The 19,457-nt window shown below is 33.2% G+C and carries 18 protein-coding genes; 7 read left to right on the top strand and 11 right to left on the bottom strand.

Translation table 11 applies throughout. From position 1 onward, the window contains the following. The 4 genes from dapD to lysA all read left to right on the top strand — a co-directional run bounded on the left by dapD (window position 1) and on the right by lysA (window position 4,302). Window positions 1-720 (top strand): 2,3,4,5-tetrahydropyridine-2,6-dicarboxylate N-acetyltransferase, encoded by a 720-nt coding sequence (gene dapD / locus LQ617_RS02065; protein WP_239739360.1) that lies wholly within the window; start codon window positions 1-3, stop codon window positions 718-720. Window positions 721-818: 98 nt separating this feature from the next. Next, window positions 819-1,967: a M20 metallopeptidase family protein gene (locus tag LQ617_RS02060; protein WP_196308248.1), complete on the top strand. Its 1,149-nt coding sequence runs from the start codon at window positions 819-821 to the stop codon at window positions 1,965-1,967. After that, on the top strand, window positions 1,967-3,037 hold the full coding sequence (alr, locus tag LQ617_RS02055; protein ID WP_191836592.1) for an alanine racemase: 1,071 nt from the start codon (window positions 1,967-1,969) through the stop codon (window positions 3,035-3,037). The genes LQ617_RS02060 and alr overlap by 1 nt, the downstream gene beginning before the upstream one ends. Next, a complete protein-coding gene (gene lysA, locus LQ617_RS02050; RefSeq protein WP_191836593.1) occupies window positions 3,037-4,302 on the top strand; it encodes a diaminopimelate decarboxylase in 1,266 nt (421 codons plus the stop codon). The genes alr and lysA overlap by 1 nt, the downstream gene beginning before the upstream one ends. A 106-nt stretch (window positions 4,303-4,408) precedes the next feature. Here lysA and cspA read toward each other — a convergent pair whose 3' ends face one another. Together cspA and LQ617_RS02040 are read right to left on the bottom strand one after the other, a co-directional pair. Next, window positions 4,409-4,609: a cold shock protein CspA gene (cspA, locus tag LQ617_RS02045; RefSeq protein ID WP_016912585.1), complete on the bottom strand. Its 201-nt coding sequence runs from the start codon at window positions 4,607-4,609 to the stop codon at window positions 4,409-4,411. A gap of 168 nt (window positions 4,610-4,777) precedes the next feature. Continuing rightward, complete coding sequence (locus LQ617_RS02040; RefSeq protein ID WP_037588036.1) at window positions 4,778-5,080, bottom strand: DUF1033 family protein; 303 nt, start codon at window positions 5,078-5,080, stop codon at window positions 4,778-4,780. Between the two features lie 147 nt (window positions 5,081-5,227). On the opposite strand from LQ617_RS02040, the gene LQ617_RS02035 reads away from it, so the two are divergent. From LQ617_RS02035 to LQ617_RS02025, 3 genes are read left to right on the top strand one after another with little or no spacing between them, the layout of a single operon-like run. After that, on the top strand, window positions 5,228-5,497 hold the full coding sequence (locus LQ617_RS02035; RefSeq protein ID WP_037588038.1) for an acylphosphatase: 270 nt from the start codon (window positions 5,228-5,230) through the stop codon (window positions 5,495-5,497). Window positions 5,498-5,512: 15 nt separating this feature from the next. Next, window positions 5,513-6,226 carry a 5-bromo-4-chloroindolyl phosphate hydrolysis family protein gene (locus LQ617_RS02030; protein ID WP_239739358.1) on the top strand — a complete coding sequence of 238 codons (714 nt, stop codon included), beginning with the start codon at window positions 5,513-5,515 and terminating at the stop codon, window positions 6,224-6,226. Further along, the gene (locus LQ617_RS02025; protein ID WP_239739765.1) at window positions 6,219-7,421 is read left to right on the top strand and encodes a toxic anion resistance protein; all 1,203 of its coding nucleotides are present in this window, start codon (window positions 6,219-6,221) and stop codon (window positions 7,419-7,421) included. Before LQ617_RS02030 ends, LQ617_RS02025 begins: the two co-directional genes overlap by 8 nt. Window positions 7,422-7,938: 517 nt before the next feature. Here the strand turns inward: LQ617_RS02025 and LQ617_RS02020 are convergent. The 9 genes from LQ617_RS02020 to LQ617_RS01980 all read right to left on the bottom strand — a co-directional run bounded on the left by LQ617_RS02020 (window position 7,939) and on the right by LQ617_RS01980 (window position 19,448). Continuing rightward, window positions 7,939-9,141: a DUF819 family protein gene (locus LQ617_RS02020; RefSeq protein ID WP_239739357.1), complete on the bottom strand. Its 1,203-nt coding sequence runs from the start codon at window positions 9,139-9,141 to the stop codon at window positions 7,939-7,941. A gap of 87 nt (window positions 9,142-9,228) precedes the next feature. Next, window positions 9,229-10,566 carry a branched-chain amino acid transport system II carrier protein gene (brnQ, locus tag LQ617_RS02015; RefSeq protein WP_239739356.1) on the bottom strand — a complete coding sequence of 446 codons (1,338 nt, stop codon included), beginning with the start codon at window positions 10,564-10,566 and terminating at the stop codon, window positions 9,229-9,231. A 115-nt stretch (window positions 10,567-10,681) separates the two neighbouring features. Further along, window positions 10,682-12,568, bottom strand: a complete 1,887-nt coding sequence (locus tag LQ617_RS02010) for a vWA domain-containing protein (RefSeq protein ID WP_239739355.1) — start codon at window positions 12,566-12,568, stop codon at window positions 10,682-10,684. Window positions 12,569-12,578: 10 nt separating this feature from the next. Then, entirely contained in the window at window positions 12,579-13,376 is a 798-nt protein-coding gene (locus LQ617_RS02005) for an ATP-binding protein (protein ID WP_191835557.1), read from the bottom strand. A 78-nt stretch (window positions 13,377-13,454) separates the two neighbouring features. After that, window positions 13,455-13,658 carry a DUF6501 family protein gene (locus LQ617_RS02000; RefSeq protein ID WP_025905040.1) on the bottom strand — a complete coding sequence of 68 codons (204 nt, stop codon included), beginning with the start codon at window positions 13,656-13,658 and terminating at the stop codon, window positions 13,455-13,457. A 15-nt stretch (window positions 13,659-13,673) separates the two neighbouring features. Further along, window positions 13,674-14,489, bottom strand: a complete 816-nt coding sequence (locus LQ617_RS01995) for a VOC family protein (protein WP_239739354.1) — start codon at window positions 14,487-14,489, stop codon at window positions 13,674-13,676. A gap of 574 nt (window positions 14,490-15,063) precedes the next feature. Beyond that, entirely contained in the window at window positions 15,064-15,246 is a 183-nt protein-coding gene (locus tag LQ617_RS01990) for a hypothetical protein (protein ID WP_191835559.1), read from the bottom strand. 157 nt (window positions 15,247-15,403) lie between these two features. Further along, window positions 15,404-16,648, bottom strand: a complete 1,245-nt coding sequence (gene odhB, locus LQ617_RS01985) for a 2-oxoglutarate dehydrogenase complex dihydrolipoyllysine-residue succinyltransferase (protein WP_025905223.1) — start codon at window positions 16,646-16,648, stop codon at window positions 15,404-15,406. A 13-nt stretch (window positions 16,649-16,661) separates the two neighbouring features. Beyond that, window positions 16,662-19,448, bottom strand: a complete 2,787-nt coding sequence (locus LQ617_RS01980; RefSeq protein WP_204170195.1) for a 2-oxoglutarate dehydrogenase E1 component — start codon at window positions 19,446-19,448, stop codon at window positions 16,662-16,664. Window positions 19,449-19,457: the final 9 nt, after the last annotated feature.

Raw genomic sequence — 19,457 nt, 5'->3', positions numbered from 1 at the left:
ATGGTTAAAGATTTTACGGCAGAAGAAATTATACAATATATTAGTGAGGCAGAGAAAGTAACGCCTTTAAAGGTTTATGTAAACGGCACATTTGAAAATGTTGAATTCCCAGAGTCATTTAAAGTATTTGGTTCTGAAACATCTAAAACAATTTTCTGTGATGCTAAAGATTGGAAGAGCTTTTATGAAGCAAATCAATCAGCTATTACGGATTTAGAAATTGAACAGGATCGTCGCAATTCAGCAATTCCATTAAAAGACTTAACAAATACAAATGCAAGAATCGAACCAGGTGCTTTCATTAGAGAACATGCAGTTATTGAAGACGGTGCTGTTGTGATGATGGGTGCTACAATCAATATCGGTGCTGTTGTTGGTGAAGGTACAATGGTAGATATGAACGCTACTTTAGGTGGACGTGCAACAACTGGTAAAAATGTACACGTTGGTGCTGGATCAGTATTAGCGGGTGTTATCGAACCACCAAGTGCATCACCTGTTGTGATTGAAGATGACGTATTAATCGGTGCAAATGCTGTTATCCTTGAAGGCGTTAGAGTCGGCAAAGGTGCAATCGTTGCAGCTGGCGCTATTGTAACGAAAGATGTTCCAGCTGGTGCAGTGGTAGCTGGTACACCTGCTAAAGTTATTAAACAATCAGCAGATGTTCAAGATGGTAAAAAAGAAATTGTATCTGCTTTACGTAATTTAAATCAATAATATCATTTTAGTCGGGGCGGGACTGCGATATCATTTTCCTTAAATGAAATTTCTATCCCGCTCCCTCTTTCTATACATAATACAAAGGACTGAGTTAAATGTCTGAATTAGAATTTGTGAAAAATACAAGAAGGTACTTACATCAACATCCAGAGTTAAGTATGCAAGAATATGAAACAACAGCGTATATTGAAGACTTCTTAAAACAATTAAATATTCCATACGAACGCCCTATTCAAACAGGTGTCATTGGTTATTTAGAAGGCAATTCGAATCATACAATTGCGTATCGAGCGGATATCGATGCCTTACCTATTCAAGAAGTAAACGATGTACCTTATAAAAGTACGGTTGATCAAGTAATGCATGCATGTGGACATGATGGTCATACAACAGCGTTAATGCTTTTTACACAACGTTGTAAAGCTTTATATGATAAAGGTGAATTACCGCATAATGTCGTATTTATATTCCAACCTTCAGAAGAAACTGAAGCTGGTGCAAATCAATTAATCCAATCAAACGTGTTTGATAAATATAATATAGAGAAAATCTATGGCGTACATATTATGCCATTTGAAGATGTTGGCACAGTAGCCTTTAAAAATGATGAAATTACAGCTAGTGCAACAGAGTATCGATTTTACTTAAAAGGAAGTTCAAGTCATGTTGCCAGCAAAGAAGATGGTAAAGCAGCATCAGAAGCGATGATGCATGTACTATCTCAAGTTACACAAATTCAGCAATTTCATTTAAATGGTTTAAATCGCAATATTGTTCATGTTGGACAATTCAATGTTGGTGAAGCCATTAATACCGTGCCAGAGAATGGATACTTAGAAGGTACGATTCGCACATATGATACAAATGATCTTGAAATTGTTAAAAATCAAATGCAAAAAATCGCAGAAAGTGTTGAATTGTTATTTGGTGTTACATGTACAGTTGATTTTGCAGAAGGATATCCACCTACTACAAATGATGCACAATTATATGATGGCGTTAAAGAAGCTTTAACGAGCCTCGACTTAACATTACATGAACTTGAAAAGCCTTATTTATTTGGCGAAGACTTTAGTTTCTATCGTCAATTAGCACCAAGTTATTTTGTCTTTTTTGGAACACGTAATGTTGAAAAAGATTATATTTATGGTCTACATACAAATAGACTCAATTTCGATGAAGAAGTATTGATCAGTGTCGCTGATTACTATACAGCACTATTAAATCAAGGAGCGGACAAATAATGGTAGCACGTATTACGATTGATGAACAAAATTTTATAAAAAATGCTAAAAATGTTATTAAAGATAACAAAGTTATGGCTGTCGTGAAAAACGATGCTTATCATTTTGGATTAGAATTCGCAGTTAAATCCTTTATTCAGGCTGGTATTCAATCATTCAGTACGACATCACTTCATGAAGCGGTAAGAATTCGTGAAATAGATAAACAAGTGAATATCTTTTTGATGAATCCTTCAATCGAATTTGAAACATTAAAGGCACATAACATTGCGATGACGCTACCTTCATTGACGTTCTATCATGAACATTTAGAAGATTTAGCAGGCGTTAAATTACATTTAGAACTTGAAAATCTACTACACCGTTCTGGTTTGAAAGATCAAGATGAAATGTTGCAAGTACTTAAACATAATGAAAACTTACCTATTGCAGAGCAAGCGATTATCGAAGGTATTTGGACACATTTTGGATATGCAGATGAATTTGGTGGCGATGAATATGAAACAGAAAGACAAGCTTGGATTGATTGCTTATCATTTATATTAGACCATGGTTATGCCTTCAAATTTATTCACGCACAAAATAGTGCAAGTTATGTAAGAGAAGACGGATTGTTTAATCAACATACACATGCGCGTCTTGGTATTATACTTTATGGGTCAAGACCTTATAGTACCCTCCCTACTACACTTACTGAACAAAACTTTACAGTCACAGCTAATGTGATACAAGTTCGCCCTATTAAAAAAGGAGAAACTTGTGGTTATAGTTTCCAATATACAGCTGATAAAGATTGTAACATTGCTGTAGTTGATATTGGCTATGGAGACGGTATACTTAAGACAAGAGCGAAACATGATGCGCTTATTAATCAAAAGCGCTATCCAATTAGAGGATTGATGATGAGTCACATGTTCGTTGAAGTAGATGATACAATCCAAAGTGGTGATCAAGTCGTGATGTATAGTAACGATATAAGGATTGATGAATTTACATTTAAAGGTGTTGGTGCAAATTCTGAGCAAATCAGTGCATTAAACCATCATTCATTAATAAAGGAGATTAGATAATGACAGTTAAATATAATGACCAAGGTGTTCTTACAATGGGCAATGTATCATTACAAACGATAGCTGCAAGTTTTGGTACCCCTACTATCGTATATGATGAGGAACAAATTAGAACACAATGTAGAAGATTCCATGAAGCATTTAAAGAAAGTGGCTTATCATATAATATCTCTTATGCTTCTAAAGCATTTAGTAGTATTCAATTGTTTAAATTGATGGCAGAAGAAGATATGGGGCTAGATGTTGTATCTGAAGGTGAATTATATACAGCTTTAGCAAGTGGATTTGATCCAAGTAAAATTCATTTTCATGGTAACAATAAGACGAATGAAGAAATTGAATATGCGATTGAAAGCGGCGTTGAATATTTCGTCATTGATTCATTAGATGAAATCACACGTATTAATAGATTAGCTTCTAAGCCTATTAAAGCTGTATTAAGAGTTAATCCTGGTGTTGAAGCACATACACATGAATTTATCCAAACAGGTCAAGAAGATAGTAAATTTGGCTTGTCTATTAAACATGGTACCGCACTTGAAGGCGTTCGTGCTTTGCAAGCATCAGATAAAATAGACTTTAAAGGTATTCACTTCCATATTGGATCACAAATTTTTGAAGCAGATGGTACTATCAACACAATCCAAATCGTATTTGAATGGTTAAAGGAAAATGATATTGAGATTGAAATATTAAATCTAGGTGGCGGTTTTAGTATTAAATATACTGAAGCGGATAAAAGTTACCCTATTGAAGATGGTATTAAATTGATTACAGATGCCATTAAAGAAAATAGTCAAAAATATGATATGGCTATTCCAGAGATTTCTATAGAGCCAGGACGTTCAATTGTTGGTGAAGCGGGCGTTACGTTGTATCAAGTAGGAACGATTAAAGAGATTCCAAATGTTAATACGTATGTATCGATTGATGGTGGTATGAGTGATCATATTAGAACGGCACTTTATGATGCACAATATGAAGCGTTGTTAGTGAATAGAAATGATGAAGATACACATGAAGTCACAATTGCTGGTAAGTTATGTGAATCAGGTGACTTAATTGGTAGAGATATGAAACTTCCTAAATCTACAAAAATCGGTGATTATATAGCTGTTTTATCTACAGGTGCTTACCACTACTCTATGAGTTCAAATTATAATCAAATGCTTAAACCTTCAGTTCTATTTGTGAAAGATGGAAAAGCAAGAGAAGTTATTAAGAGACAAACATTAAAACAATTGATTATGAACGACGTAAAATAATCAGCTGAAATTATGAAATTTATTATTAAATAATAACAATATGATAACGCAAAAAGAAACCCTAACATCGTTAGGGTTTCTTTTTAGTCGTTCAAATTCATATATATTATAGTTTTACAACGTTTGCAGCTTGTGGGCCACGGTCGCCTTCAACTACTTCGAATTCTACTGCTTGACCTTCTTCTAAAGATTTGTAACCTTCTTGGTTAATTGCTGAGAAATGTACGAATACGTCATTTTCTCCTTCAATTTCGATGAAGCCAAATCCTTTTTCTGCGTTAAACCATTTAACTGTACCTTGTTTCATAATTGTGAAACCTCCAAGACTAAAATTCAATATGCGATATTCGCATATTACAAAAAACACAATTAATTAATAATGTTATTTGCAATATGGAATAACGATATTGCTATTTCTTATTATACGTCACAGAATATTCAAATGCAATACCATTTAAGATATTTTCAGAATTTATTATTTTGGTAATGGCGTATAAATTGAATTGTCATTTAATATAAGAATACTATAAAATATTTGCATATCTTCTTCGCAGTCTTCGCAATACGAAAGATCACAATTATTATAGAATGCATGTATATTATGTTTACCTACGAGTTCATTCGTAAACTTCGTTTGATATTGATTAAGTAGATTATGATATTGGCTAACCATTTCTTCATAGTCCTGACATTCAATTTCTTTAATGATATAGTCTTTCCAATCGTCAAACAGCCACCATCCCTCATAATCTGTTCGGATTGTTACGATTTTATACATCTTAAAATCTCCCCTATTTAGAAAATTGCCCTAGAGTTAATTTAAATCTTATTGAATATTAAATCAAGAAAATAGCTTGTGGATTTGTTTCTAATTATTAGTTTTTTTACACTGAGCCCTTTATAATAAAGATATGAGGTGATAAATATGAACGGAAAACATATTAAAGTTTTTGGACGTGTACAAGGTGTTGGGTTTCGATTTTTCACTGCTCAACTCGCTAAGAAACATAAAATAGTTGGTACCGTTGAAAATGTCAGCGATTATGTAGAAATATACGCAAGTGGTGAAGAAGATCAATTAGAACAATTTATTAATGGTGTTATCCAGGGAGTAGCGCCAGCTTCAGTTGTAGAAAATTATACAATCGAAGATACCACTTTAGACGAAAAAACTAAGCATTTCAAAACGTTATAAATTAGGAAGATGACAATGAAATATAATTTATCATATGTATTAGGTGCGTTATTAGCAGTACCTATATCATTTATTGCTTTTTTATTTAGTGTTTTTCAATTAGATTTAAATTTTCTTATAGATATGGCTGTATTTGCAGGTACTTACATTATTAGCTTTTTACCCATACAATGGTATAGTTCAAGACGTTATTTAAAAGAAATGGGTTTAACGCGCCGAGAATTCCATTTTATTAGAAAGCAATTAAACGAAGCGCAGCCTAAATTGAAAAGACTTTATAAAAATTATATGCGAATAAGATCATATAAAGAATTCAAGAACTTAAACGAAGTTGCTAAATTGGCACGTACAATTTATAACACGGTTAAACAGTCACCTGAGAAATTTTATAAAGTAGAAAGCTTCTTCTACTCTCACTTAGATAATACTGTGAATTTAATTGATAATTACACGCTATTACAACGTATGCCAAATAAATCTAAAGAAGAAAAAGCTAAACTTAAACAAACAAAGCTCACGATTGATGAAAATAAACGAACACTCGTTGCCGATTTAAAAGAGTTAAATGAATCAAGTTATCATCAATTAGATATTGAAATGGAACTTGCTGATATTGCTAAACAAAGAAATAACTATAGAAAAGGCATTCCAGAATCAACGAAAGAAAAAGTAAATTTAACAAAAACTCATAAAAAATATGAATATGAAATGGAGCGTAACAATGACTGAAACGAATAAGAACTTATTTGACGACCTTATTGATGACCCATTTAAAGATTCATCAGAAGCGTTAACACCACAAACTTCAGAAATTACAGAACAGCAAAACCCTTCTGATGTCACATCAACTTACGAAAAGACATTCTCAGATGAAGATCAAAGAAGAATTGACGAAATTGCTAAGCAGATTAAACCTTTAGATAATGATGGTCTTCTACTTTATGGTCAACAAGCTCAAAATAAATTATCACAGTTCTCACATCAAATGCTAACACAAGTACAATCTAAAGATGTAGGTCCTATTGGTAATTCGTTAAGAAATTTAATGAATAAATTAAAAGAAGTAAATCCAGATGAATTACAAAAACAAAATCAATCTAGATTGAAACGTATTTTTAGAAGAGCTGAGCGTTCTGTAAATGAAATGTTTAGTAAATATCAATCTGTTGGTGCACAAGTCGATCGAATATCTGTAGAACTTCAGAAATCTCAAAATATGCTAATGAAAGATGTTGGCTTATTAGATCAATTATATGAAGAAAATAAAGCCTACTTTGATGCATTAAATATTTATATCGCCGCAGCAGAAAAGAAACGCGACGAGTTGAAACAACATAATCTTGTAGAATTAGAACAAAAAGTTAAAGCATCTAATAACCAAATGGATGTACAAGAACTGGCAGATTTACAACAATATATTAATCGACTAGAAAAGAGAATTTATGACTTACAACTTTCTAGACAAATTACATTACAATCTGCCCCACAAATTAGAATGATACAAAACATTAACCAAACATTAGCTGAAAAAATTCAAAGTTCTATTTTAACGAGTATTCCATTATGGAAAAATCAAATGGCAATCGCGTTAACACTTTTAAGACAACAAGGCGCGTCAGAAGCTCAGAAAAAAGTAACAGATACAACTAATGAATTATTGCTGAAGAACTCTGAAATGTTGAAACAGAATGCGATTAGAACAGCTGAAGAAAATGAACGAGGCATCGTTGATATTGAAACATTGAAGACGACTCAAACTAATATAGTAGATACAATTCAAGAAACATTGCGCATACAAGAAGACGGCACACGTAAACGTCAGCAAGCAGAACAAGAATTACAAAGCTTAGAACAAGACTTAAAAACAAAATTATTACAACTCAAAGACGAACAGCAGCAATTGAGAAACACATTTAAATCATAAATAATAGACCCACCAACAAACTTTGCATTTGTTGGTGGGATTTTTGTTGTGTGGATTTGTGGATGTAAGTATGAGAGTATTCGAGGTGTGCGTTGTGAAGGCTTAGTTAAGTGAATAGATTGCCTATGTCTTGGCTTAAGTGTTGAATAAAGCCAAGAGATGGCTCAAGTCATGGCTTAAGTGCTGAATAAAGCCAAGAGATGGACCAAGTCATAGCTTAAGTGTTGAATAAAGCCAAGAGATGAGCGAAGTCATGGCTTAAGTACTGAATAAAGCCAAGAGATGGACCAAGTCATGGCTTAAGTGTTGAATAAAGCCAAGAGATGGACCAAGTCATGGCTTAAGTACCGAATAAAGCCAAGAGATGGACCAAGTCATGGCTTAAGTGTTGAATAAAGCCAAGAGATGGACCAAGTCATGGCTTAAGTATTGAATAAAGCCATGACTTGGTTATAAATCTGAGTTATACCCAACAAACTCACACCTCCTACACCGCCTACTCATCCATACACCCCTCTTACATAAATTGGCCTAAGAAATACCCCATTAATGTTCCGACGTAATTTCCGATTACATAACCTAAAGTACCGATGATTAAAATAGGTCCGACTAATCCGTGCCAACCTTTAGATATTGCTAACGCTGCTGCTGTTGTTGGTCCTCCGGCATTAGCGTTACTAGCTAGTAACATTTCCTCTATATTGAATTTGAACAATTTTCCGAAGAACAGTGTTATAGATAAATTGAAAATCAAAATAACGGCAACGAAAATAAATAATAATGGTGCTGTTTTGATAATGATTGGTATTGATGCTGGTACACCTATTACGACAAAGAAAATATATATTAAAAATGTACCGAGTTCATCAGAAGCATTTAAATTCTCGAAGAATTTACTAAATAGTGCCACTGTAACAAGTGTTAATGTTGTTAACAATAAAAATTGGTCACCTATAATACTCACTAATATTTCCATAAAGTGATTGTTTTTAGGAATGTATTCATTAACAAGTTCTGAAATTTTAAAACTTATCGCAACTAACGCAAATGCTATTGAAATCGAATAAGCAATATCTTTTAAACTTATTTCGTTTCGTTTCCAATATGCTTCTGCTTGATTACTGTTCGTATCATCATTTGATGTATAAAGTCTTTTAAAATATTTTTTAACAAATTTCATATTCGGTAGCGTAATCAATACAATGAAGTAGAACGCCATTACACTATTATCGGCTACAACTGTTGCGGAAACTAATTCTCCTGGTGTTTGGAATTTCGTGCTAAGTGCTGCAAAATTTACACCACCACCTATGTAACTACCAGTCATCATAGCACCTATTTTATCTAGTTCAGGTATAAATTGGTGAAGTAATAAAAATCCTATTGTAACACCTACTACAGTACCTACTGAACTGATAAGAAATATAAATAAAAGTCTTCTACTTTCTTTCCATATTTTAAATATGTTTGATCTAAATAAAAGTAAAGGAATGGCTAATGGAATAACATATTCCCATACTTGATCATAAACTGGAGATTCAATCGGAATGATATTGAGATTGGATAATATCATCGCACCAATTAATGCAATGATAGCGCCTGTTAGTTTTGCTGCAAATTGATACCTTTGTTCTAAAAAGATACTTAGCGCTGCAATACCCACTAGAATTGCCCATAATAACCATGTTTCATCTTTGTTTATAAATGCATTTAATATCATGAAAACCAACCCCTTTTTATCTTGTTATCAATATGATGACATAAAAAATAAGAATCTTCAAAATAATTTTGAAGATTCTTATACAACTTACGAATATGTGATTGGTGCTTGATTCTTAACTTTACCAATTATAAATCCAATAATGAATCCAACGATTGAAAATGGAATCCATTCCATTTGGTAAGTTGATAATGGTAATTGTTGAATAAATCCAATTTTAGCCCAACCCATTTGGTTTACAACTGATATTAATGAAATAATTGTTACAAGTGCTACTGATAATTGCTGTGCGATTGGTGGTGTACCAACGTACTTAGCAAGAACAATTAATAATACAGCTGTAATTGCGATTGGATATAACACTAATAATACTGGTAGTGAACCTTTAATTACTGTAGTTAAACCTTGGTTTGAAAGGATGAAACTAACTAATGTAAAGATTGTTACAAACCATTTGTATGAAATTTTAGGTATAATCTCGTGGAAGAATTCACTCACTGATACGATTAAACCTGTAGCTGTTGTTAAACAAGCTAATGCAACGATAATACCGATTAAATATTTACCAAACTCACCGAATGCTAATTGAGCGGCTGTTGTTAAGAGATAAGTACCGATATTTTGACCGTTATCGTTTAATTCTTTAAGTGTCTCAGCTGAAACGTTCATGTGATTTCCGATCCAACCTAATGAGATGTAAATAAATCCAAGTGCAATTGCTGCAATAACACCTGCATAAATTGTTTGTTTGAATAATCCTGTTTCTCTCGTTACACCTTTACTCTTAATTGCTGTAATAACAATTAGTGAGAAAGCAATAGCTGCGATAGCATCCATTGTTAAGTAACCTTCAACGAAACCTTTACCAAAGCTTGTTCCAGCACTACTATATACTGCAGTATCACCTGCAACAGGTGCTTCTCCACCTAATGAGAAGAATGCTTTAATAATTAATGCTGTAATTGAAATTAATAATAATGGTGTTAAAATCGCACCGACTTTATCGACCATTTTACTTGAGTTGAAACTTAAGTAAAAGACAATGACAAAGTAAATCAGTGAGAAAATAAATAAAGCCATTGAACTATTTGTATCAAAAATTGGTGTAATACCCATTTCGAAAGATGTTGCTGCTGTACGTGGTATTGCGAATAATGGTCCTATTGTTAAAGAAATTGCAACTAATAATACAATTGCAAAGACTGGATGAATTTTACTTAATGAAACTCTGTATCCCTTTTCCTCAATTGAACCTGCGATTACACCAATAAGTGGCAAACCGATTCCCGTAATGACAAAACCAAATATTGCTGGCCAGAAGAAATGACCGCTCGATAATCCTAATGCTGGAGGAAAAATTAAGTTCCCGGCACCAAAGAATATCGCAAATAACATAAACCCTACTACAAAAATATTCTTGTTCATATATTTTACTCCTTTTACGTCTTACAATAATTAATATTCTATCATTGGAGTTAGTTTTCGTCTATATGAAATTTCTGAAAATTTAAAAAAGAATGTTATTATTTAAGTTTGTTAATTATATAGATTGCAACAGTAATTTTTTCAATAACGGTGCCAACTGGTATGGTAAATTTTCAACACCTTCTACAAATAAACTTTGTTTACCATAGATGTTATGAACAGTCTTTTTCGTTGCTTCATCAATCACGTCTTGATTAAGGAATACATTAAAGACATAAATCCCTTGTTTATCAGCTTCTATTACAGCTTCATGTGTATCTATAATGCCATCTTCTGCATAATCAAATGCTGAAGGTTCACCATCAGAAAATACAATTAAGAATTTTTGAGACTCAGATCTTTGAAGTAAATGTTGAGTTGCAACTCTTAAAGCGACACCATCTCTATTATCATCTTGAGGTTCTAGCGTCATAATTCTTGCGTCATTCTGTTTAAGTGTTGATTCATTATATAAGATAAGTTCTTCAATAGTATTAGGTTGATTTAATTTATCAGCTTCAAAAGCATCTTCACTAAAACCAAGAATTTCATGTTTTATATCTAAATTTTTCAGTGTTTCATGGAATAAGACGACACCTTTTTTAGTTTCTTCCATTTTGTCGTGCATACTTGCTGATGCATCAACTAATAATGTAAATGTTGCATCTAATTTTCTACTAAATGCATCTTTTTTGAAGAATAATTTATATTGATCATCGATAAACCAATTTAGAAGATTTTTTTGTAAGCGACCTTTAGTTAAGTTCTCTCTTATATCACTATATTGATGATTCATTGATTTTTGGATTATGCTTGTTAAATCTTTAATTTCAAACTGAACACTATCGACAGCTTCTTTATAAGCTTCCATATGCGTTGGTAAAATATCTGGTCGATTGAAAGTTAGAGAAACATTTTGGTTAATACCTTTAAGTTGATATTGCTGATTAAGACCTTGGGCACCGCCCTCTTCATCATCTAAAGTATTGTTAGAGCTCTTACCTTTTTTCTCCATCATATCCGTCATATCATCGCCAGCGTCACCTTCTCTATCATTATCTGTCAAAATGTCGCTATTTTCACCTTCGTGAAGTTCCATTTCTAAATAAGATTTGCTGTCAGTTTGACTATCGTTCGTCTTTGTTTCAGCATCTGCAGATTCAATGTCGTCTGGATCATGATCTTGTTCATGACTTTGATCAGTGTTAGCCGCATCTTGACGTTTTAAATCTTCTAAAGTCCACTCTTCTTCATAAGAACGATAAATACGCTCTGGAATATGATAATACTGGTTAAGCATATCTTCTTTTAATAAATAATCTACTAAAATCATAATACTTACAGCTAAATCATAACTGTCTTCTGATGATTGCAAGTTGAATATTTGCGTTAATCGATTAAACACTTGTACGAGTGCATCATCAAAATCATCATTTATTGAAATATTGTTGATGAAATTTTCATTTAAAATAGCATGTTCTATTGCTAAAAATAATAAGTCTGTATAAGTTGTCTTCGTTTGATAAACATGAATTTGACTATTATTTTGTTTGATTTTGACGTTCAATCTATGCTTAAACAACTTTTTAGTGACTGGACGTTTAGACATAATCAAATTTGAAAGACGGTATTCTTCAATAAGCATAAATAATTGTTTAAAAAAGCTCATATGATCAAATGACTCATCTAATACTTCTTTATATATAGCTGGATCTGTATGTTTAAATCCTAAAGTATCTAACATGATGTCGGATTTTAACCCTGCATTTATAATGTGTTCAGGTCGATGTAACCAAGTGAAACTAACATTACATGTATTGTTGATAGGATCATAGTGTTGGAATTTTTGGAAAGAAACTTTAACGTTTGGATCTTCAAGTAATAATTTAGCTAAATCAGTTAACATCATTATTTGTTGTGCATCGATTTGTTCGTCATTAAATAATATAAAACGATCACTCATGATATTCTCCTTACTCGAAAATTAATTCAATTGCATTTTGTATAGCTTGTTGTTCTCTTTCGTCGTCTATTTTGTCTATAATAGCGCGTTTAATTGCACGTCTTACTGGAATGACAGTTGCTAAATCAGCTAAGTCAATCAATGCTCTTATACTCGCTGACTCTTCTGAAATTTGACCTTGGCTCGACATAATGCGTAAATCCTTATTAAATTGAACGATTGAATCGATGATTTCATCATCTTGTAATGCACTTTGTTCTTTAATAATCATTTTTAATGTTTCGCCATCTATATAATCAATATCCAAGACAACGAATCTGTTTTTTAATGCTTCGTTCATTGGTAATGTTCCGATATAGCCTACATTGATTGCGGCAATAACTGAAAATCCTTCTTTAGCTTGTACGACTTCACCAGTAAATGGATTCGTTAATGCTCTTCTAAAGTCTAATACACCATTTAAAATAGGTAACGTTTCTGGTTTCGCCATATTGATTTCATCGATATATAAAATATCACCATTCTTCATCGCTTTAATAACAGGTCCATCGATAAATACGATTTGTTGATGACCTTGTTCATTTGTTTCAATTGTTTTGAAACCTAATAAACTTTCTGCATCTAAATCTACAGAACAGTTTACAGAATGCATCGGTTTGTTTAAATCTCTCGCAAGTGTTTCAGCGAGTTTCGTTTTACCTGAACCAGTCGGTCCTTTTAAAAGTATATTCTTATTAAGCTTTATCATAGACAAAGCGTCATCATATATTGTTTCATCGTTGTTTAAATATTTATTAAAATTAGCCATTGTGTTCTCCTTTAGTACATTTTATAAACTTAAAAAAGAGTCCGGAACATATAGATGTATCAGACTCTTATCGTATATTTATACTTCTTTAAAGTATGTTTTGTAGTAGCCGCCAACATGACCAGAATTATCAATGATTTGATAATATTCTTCTGTTTCATTAACGACATCGTATGTTTTACCTACTGTTAACATATCAGATACTTTAAATTTTTGTGCATCTGTATGTGTAACTTCTACTTGTTTAATAACGTGATTTTCTTTCCAAGTTTCATGTAACATAAATAAACCGCTCCTTTAATTCACTGTGTCATATGTAATTGTAATGATGATGCCAGTTAAGTCACGCACATATAACGAAATTAAGCCGGCTTCATGTTGAATAATATGATGATCCATTTCAATTCCTTTAACGTGATTAACAATTTTTTCAAAATGATCGATATCATCAATGGAGATTGCTACTCTTTCGATAGGTGGATTCAATGACTCAATCGCATCTGGATAATCAATCAAATGTAACTCTCCGCCATTTCCACCAGCACCGACTTTAAATACGATAGCTGACTCATCATCTATTGTCTTGTATTCAGCAAACAATTGCAACTCAAAAATATTATTTAATAATGAGCCAGTTGCTTGAGTCTCAGGTGATTTAACCATGACCGGCCCAATTCCTTGAATTTGATGAATAGGACTAATTGGACCACCATCATATGCAGTTCCAAGAGGTACACCAGAATTTTGTTCATCAGAAATAAGATGTAACGCATGTCCATTATTATCATAAAATTTAAACAGATGCTTACCATTTAATTGTTGTACAGACTCATATTTAACTTGATGATCATCAAATTGTTGTTTATATTCATATAATGCGTAATCAGTCGGTACACGTAAAGCAATCCCGTGAAAATGCGAATCTAGTTCTTCTGAATCACCAGAATATTGCTTGAAAATCAGTCTCGTACCAGGTGCAAGATTTGCATCACCGATATGTAAGATATTCTTTTCATGGTTCATCAAGGTATTAAGCCCTAAAATATCTTTATAAAATGACTCTGTTTCTTTAATATCAAAAGTCCATAATGTAACACTTCTTAGTCCATTCATGAATATCTCTCCTATATATGAATTCCTATAAATTATATCAAATAAATTCAAAGTATGACAAATCAATCAAATTGAGAATAATGAAAAATATATTTTTGGGTTGTATGGGTGTCGTTACGAACAAGTTTGGCTGAAAGTGTTCATAAGATCCGCGTTACGAACAAGTTTAGTCGAAAGTGTTCATAAGAGCCCTAGTATTTACACTTCTTACGAGTTTTGTAAATAAAGACCCCGTTATTAGCAGTTCTGGCCCAAAGTGCAAATACTGATACTGTTATTAGCAGTTCTGGCCCAAAGTGCAAATACTGATACTGTTATTAGCAGTTCTGGCTCAAAGTGCAAATACTGATACCGTTATTAGCAGTTCTAGCTCAAAGTGCAAATACTAGTATCGTTATTAGCAGTTCTGGCCCAAGGTGCAAATACTGCCCCCATTATTAGCAGTTCTAGCTCAAAGTGTAAATACTGCCCGCGTTATTAGCAGTTCTGGCTAAAAGTGCAAATAACCTCAATCCATATTAACTTTTATATAATAAAAGCCACCAATCCCCCATGAAATTGGTGGCAAAATCCTTTATCTATTTTTCTTACTCAATCGTTCTTCCATTTGTTTAATTTTATCCTGATTGACTTTCAAGTTTGCTTTGATTTGTTCCATTTTCTTCTTTGCTCGTTCCCTGCTGCCCTCATCTTCTGCAGCACGTTTTTCATAGTAATACGCGTCTTCTTTCCAACGTTCATGTATCGATTTACCCATATTATCCCCCATTTAAAATTATTGTTTTAATTAAATACTTTCTTTATAGTAAGCCATTTTTAACTAAAAATAAAACCCCAACTCAGAATTGAGATGATTCATAAAACGAAAAAATACAACGACGATTTCCGTCGTTGTATTTTCCCTTAATCCGATATTAAGATTCCAATAATAAATCTTCTGGATTTTCAATTAAATCTTTAATTGTTTTTAAGAATCCTACTGCTTGTTTTCCATCAATAATTCTGTGGTCATAGCTTAACGCGATGTACATCATCGGTCTATTTTCCATACGATCTTTATCAATTGCAATTGGTCTTGTAACAATTGAGTGCATACCTAAAATAGCAGCTTGTGTACCATTGATAATTGGTGTAGACATTAATGAACCAAATACACCACCATTAGTTATAGTGAATGATCCACCCATCATGTCATCTAAGCCTAATTTTTTGTCTTTAGCTTTAACAGCTAAGTCTACGATATCTTGTTCGATTTCAGCGAAGTTTTTCTTGTCACAATCTTTAACGATTGGTACTACTAAACCTTCTTCTGTAGAAACGGCAATACCGATATCATAGAATTGTTTAAGTACTAAATCAGTACCATCAATTTCAGCATTTACATCAGGATATTTCTTCAATGCTGCAACTGCTGCTTTAGTGAAGAATGACATGAATCCTAAACGAGTACCGTTATGGTCTTCTTGGAATTTTTCTTTCTTACGTTTACGTAATTCCATTACGTTAGTCATATCAACTTCATTAAATGTTGTTAACATAGCTGTATTATTAGATACTTCTAATAATTTCTTAGCTATTGTTTGACGTCTACGTGATAATTTCTCACGAACAACAGGTTTAGAAGGATTGTCATTAGATTTAGCTTGTGCTGGTTGGCTTTTCTCAGCTGGTTTAGCTTGTGGTTGAGGTTTAGCTGCACTTTCAACGTCTTCTGGACGAATAACGTCTCCTGCTTGAGTCTTAACCTTGCTTAAGTCGATACCTTTTTCACGTGCTAAACGACGTGCTGATGGTGTTGCTTGAATTCTTTCATTTGAAGATGCTGTTTCTTCTTTAGCTTCTGTAGCTTCTGGTTTACCTGCATCTTCTTTAGATGGTTCTTCTTGCTTTTCAGGTTTAGCATCGTTTGAAGCTGGTTGTGCTTCTCCGTCTGAAACGACAGCAATGACTGAACCTACTTCAACAGTATCGCCTTCTTCAGCTTTGATTTCAGTTAGAACACCTGCAACTTCTGAAATGACTTCAACATTTACTTTGTCAGTTTCAAGTTCGACGATATTTTCGCCCTTTTCAACTTGGTCACCAACTGATTTGAGCCATTCTGAAATTGTTCCTTCTGTAATTGATTCTGCTAATTCTGGTACTTTTACCTCTGACATGATTCTTTTCCCCCTAATTATGTTTTAAAGCTTCTTGGATTACTTTACTTTGTATAAGTTTGTATATTTCGCCGTCGCCTTCTGCAGTTGAAGAACGTACTTTACGACCGTGATATTCAAGCTCTACTTTGCGATCTTCTAGAATGTCTTGAAGTTTTAAGCTAACGAATGACCAAGCACCTTGGTTTTTCGCTTCTTCTTGAACCCAGCGAACTGTTTCTAGATTTCTGAATTCAGAAAGAACGTTCTTTATCTCTTCTTTAGGGAATGGATAAAGTTGTTCAAGTGCAATTAGACAAAGTTCATCGTTAGGATTTTTTTGTAATTCAGTTTTTAAGTCAATAAACATTTTTCCTGATGAAATAATAACTTTCTTAACTTTAGTCTTCTTATATGGTTCAACTAAAATTGGTTCAAATTGTCCTTTAGTGAATTCTTCAATTGGACGAGAAACAATTTTATTTCTTAATAAGCTTTTTGGTGACATTAAGACTAATGGTCTCATTTTATCTGTGTTAAGATATTTTGCATGTCTTCTTAATAAGTGATAATAGTTAGAAGCACTTGTTAAGTTAGCGATTGTCATGTTGTTTTCGCCAGCTAATTGTAAAAATCTTTCCAATCTTGCTGATGAATGTTCAGGACCTTGTCCTTCATTACTATGTGGTAAGAATAAAGCTAAACCACTCTTTTCTCCCCATTTAGCATTGCTGTTAGATAAGAAGTTATCGAATATCATTTGTGCCATATTTGCAAAGTCACCGTATTGCGCTTCCCAAATATTAAATGATTGTGGATGATCAACATTATAACCATATTCAAAACCAACTACTGCAGCTTCAGATAATGGTGAGTTATGAATATCGAATGATGCTTTACCATTCGGTACGTGATGTAATGGAATAAATAACTTACCATCTTTCTCATCATGTAACACAGCATGTCTATGCGCGAATGTTCCACGTTCTGAATCTTGTCCAGTTAATCGAATTGGTGTACCATTTTGTAAAATTGTCGCAAATGCAAGTTGTTCAGCATGTGCCCAGTCTACAAGACCGTCTTTTTCAAATGGTTCACGACGTCTATCTAATACTTTGTTTAACTTCTTGAAGACTGTGAAATCTTCTGGATAATCAAACATTGCATCATTGATCGCTTTTAATTCTTCATAAGTAGCGTTTGCTAACTCATAATCTTGTCCTTCACTGATGTTATCAGGTAAAGTCATTTCTGGATTATCCATTTCAGCATCTTTATCAATCTTGTCATGAGCAGCTCTTAGGCGTTTCGTTACATCTTCAAAAATTTCATTCATTTCAGCTTCTGTAATAATGCCTTCTTCGACAAGCTTTTTACCATAAATATGTTCAATAGATGGATGTTCTTTAATCGCTTTATACATCATTGGATTTGTAATAGATGGTTCGTCCATTTCGTTATGTCCATAACGTCTATAACCAACTAAATCGATGACGAAATCTTTATTGAATTTCTCTCTGAAGTCCATTGCCATTTCAATTGCTTTAACAGTAGCTTCAACATCATCTGCATTTACATGGATAATTGGTAAGTCATAACCTTTTGCAACATCAGTTGAGTATGTTGTTGAGCGTCCATCTTCTGCTTCAGTAGTGAAACCAATTCTGTTATTCGTAATAATGTGTAATGAACCACCAGTTGTGTAACCATCTAAGTTACTCAAGTTCATAGATTCAAAGTTAATACCTTGTCCAGGGAATGCAGCATCACCATGAATTAAGACTGCAAGTGATTTATTAACATCTTGACTTGGTCTTCCAGTATCAATTGTTGTATCTTGATTAGCTCTCGCTTTACCAAGAACGACTGGAGAAACGATTTCTAGGTGACTTGGGTTGTTTGCTAAAGTAATCGATTGTTCGATACCGTATTTACTTGTTGTCTTCGTACCACCTAAGTGATATTTAACATCGCCTGTCCAACCAGCTGTGATTTCTAAAGAACCATCTTTCGGTAAGAAAATAAGTGGGTTCTTATGCATAAATTCAGAAATCATCATTTCATATGGCTTTTCTAATACATGAGTTAAAACGTTTAATCTACCCCTATGCGCCATACCAATTTGGATGTTTGGTATATTTGCAGCATTCGTACGTTTTAAGACTCTTTGTAACATTGGTACTAAACTATCTACACCCTCGATTGAGAAGCGTTTAGCACCTACGAAATTCTTATGGATATATTTTTCAAAGCCTTCTACTTCAGCTAAACTTTTTAATAATTCGATTTTTTCTTCTTTAGAAATTTCAATTGTATGTGTTGATTCGATATATCTCTTCAACCATACGCGTTCTTCATTATTATTAATATGCGTGTACTCAAAAGCGATAGGACCTTGGTAACAAGAAGTCATATATTCTATTGCTTCATATGCATTGTTAAATTCTCCATCAAAGTGATCTGATACGATAACTGCTGGAAGTTTTTCCAAAGTTTCTTTTGAAAGTCCAAAGTCTTGATGTGTTAATTTTGGTACGTTTTTTCTTTCTGGACGGTACACTGGATAAATATCTGCAGTTAAATGTCCATACTGTCTGATATTATCAATTAAACGCATTACACGTTTTACACTTGAGTTGTCCACCCCAGTACTTGATTGTAGGCCAGCGCCTGTGTTGTTACTTGTTAATTCATCGAATAACACTTGCAAGTCTTCCGGTACTGACTCTGGATCATTAACGTAATTATCATACATTTCTAACATTAACCCTAAGTTAGTTCCAAATCTTACAGGTGCTTCGACATGATTATCATTCTTCATGTTCCACCC

Source organism: Mammaliicoccus sp. P-M59, assembly GCF_022386135.1.
Classification (GTDB): domain Bacteria; phylum Bacillota; class Bacilli; order Staphylococcales; family Staphylococcaceae; genus Mammaliicoccus; species Mammaliicoccus sciuri_A.
Note: the sequence above shows the minus strand (reverse complement) of the source record. Positions and strands in the feature narration are given on the sequence as shown.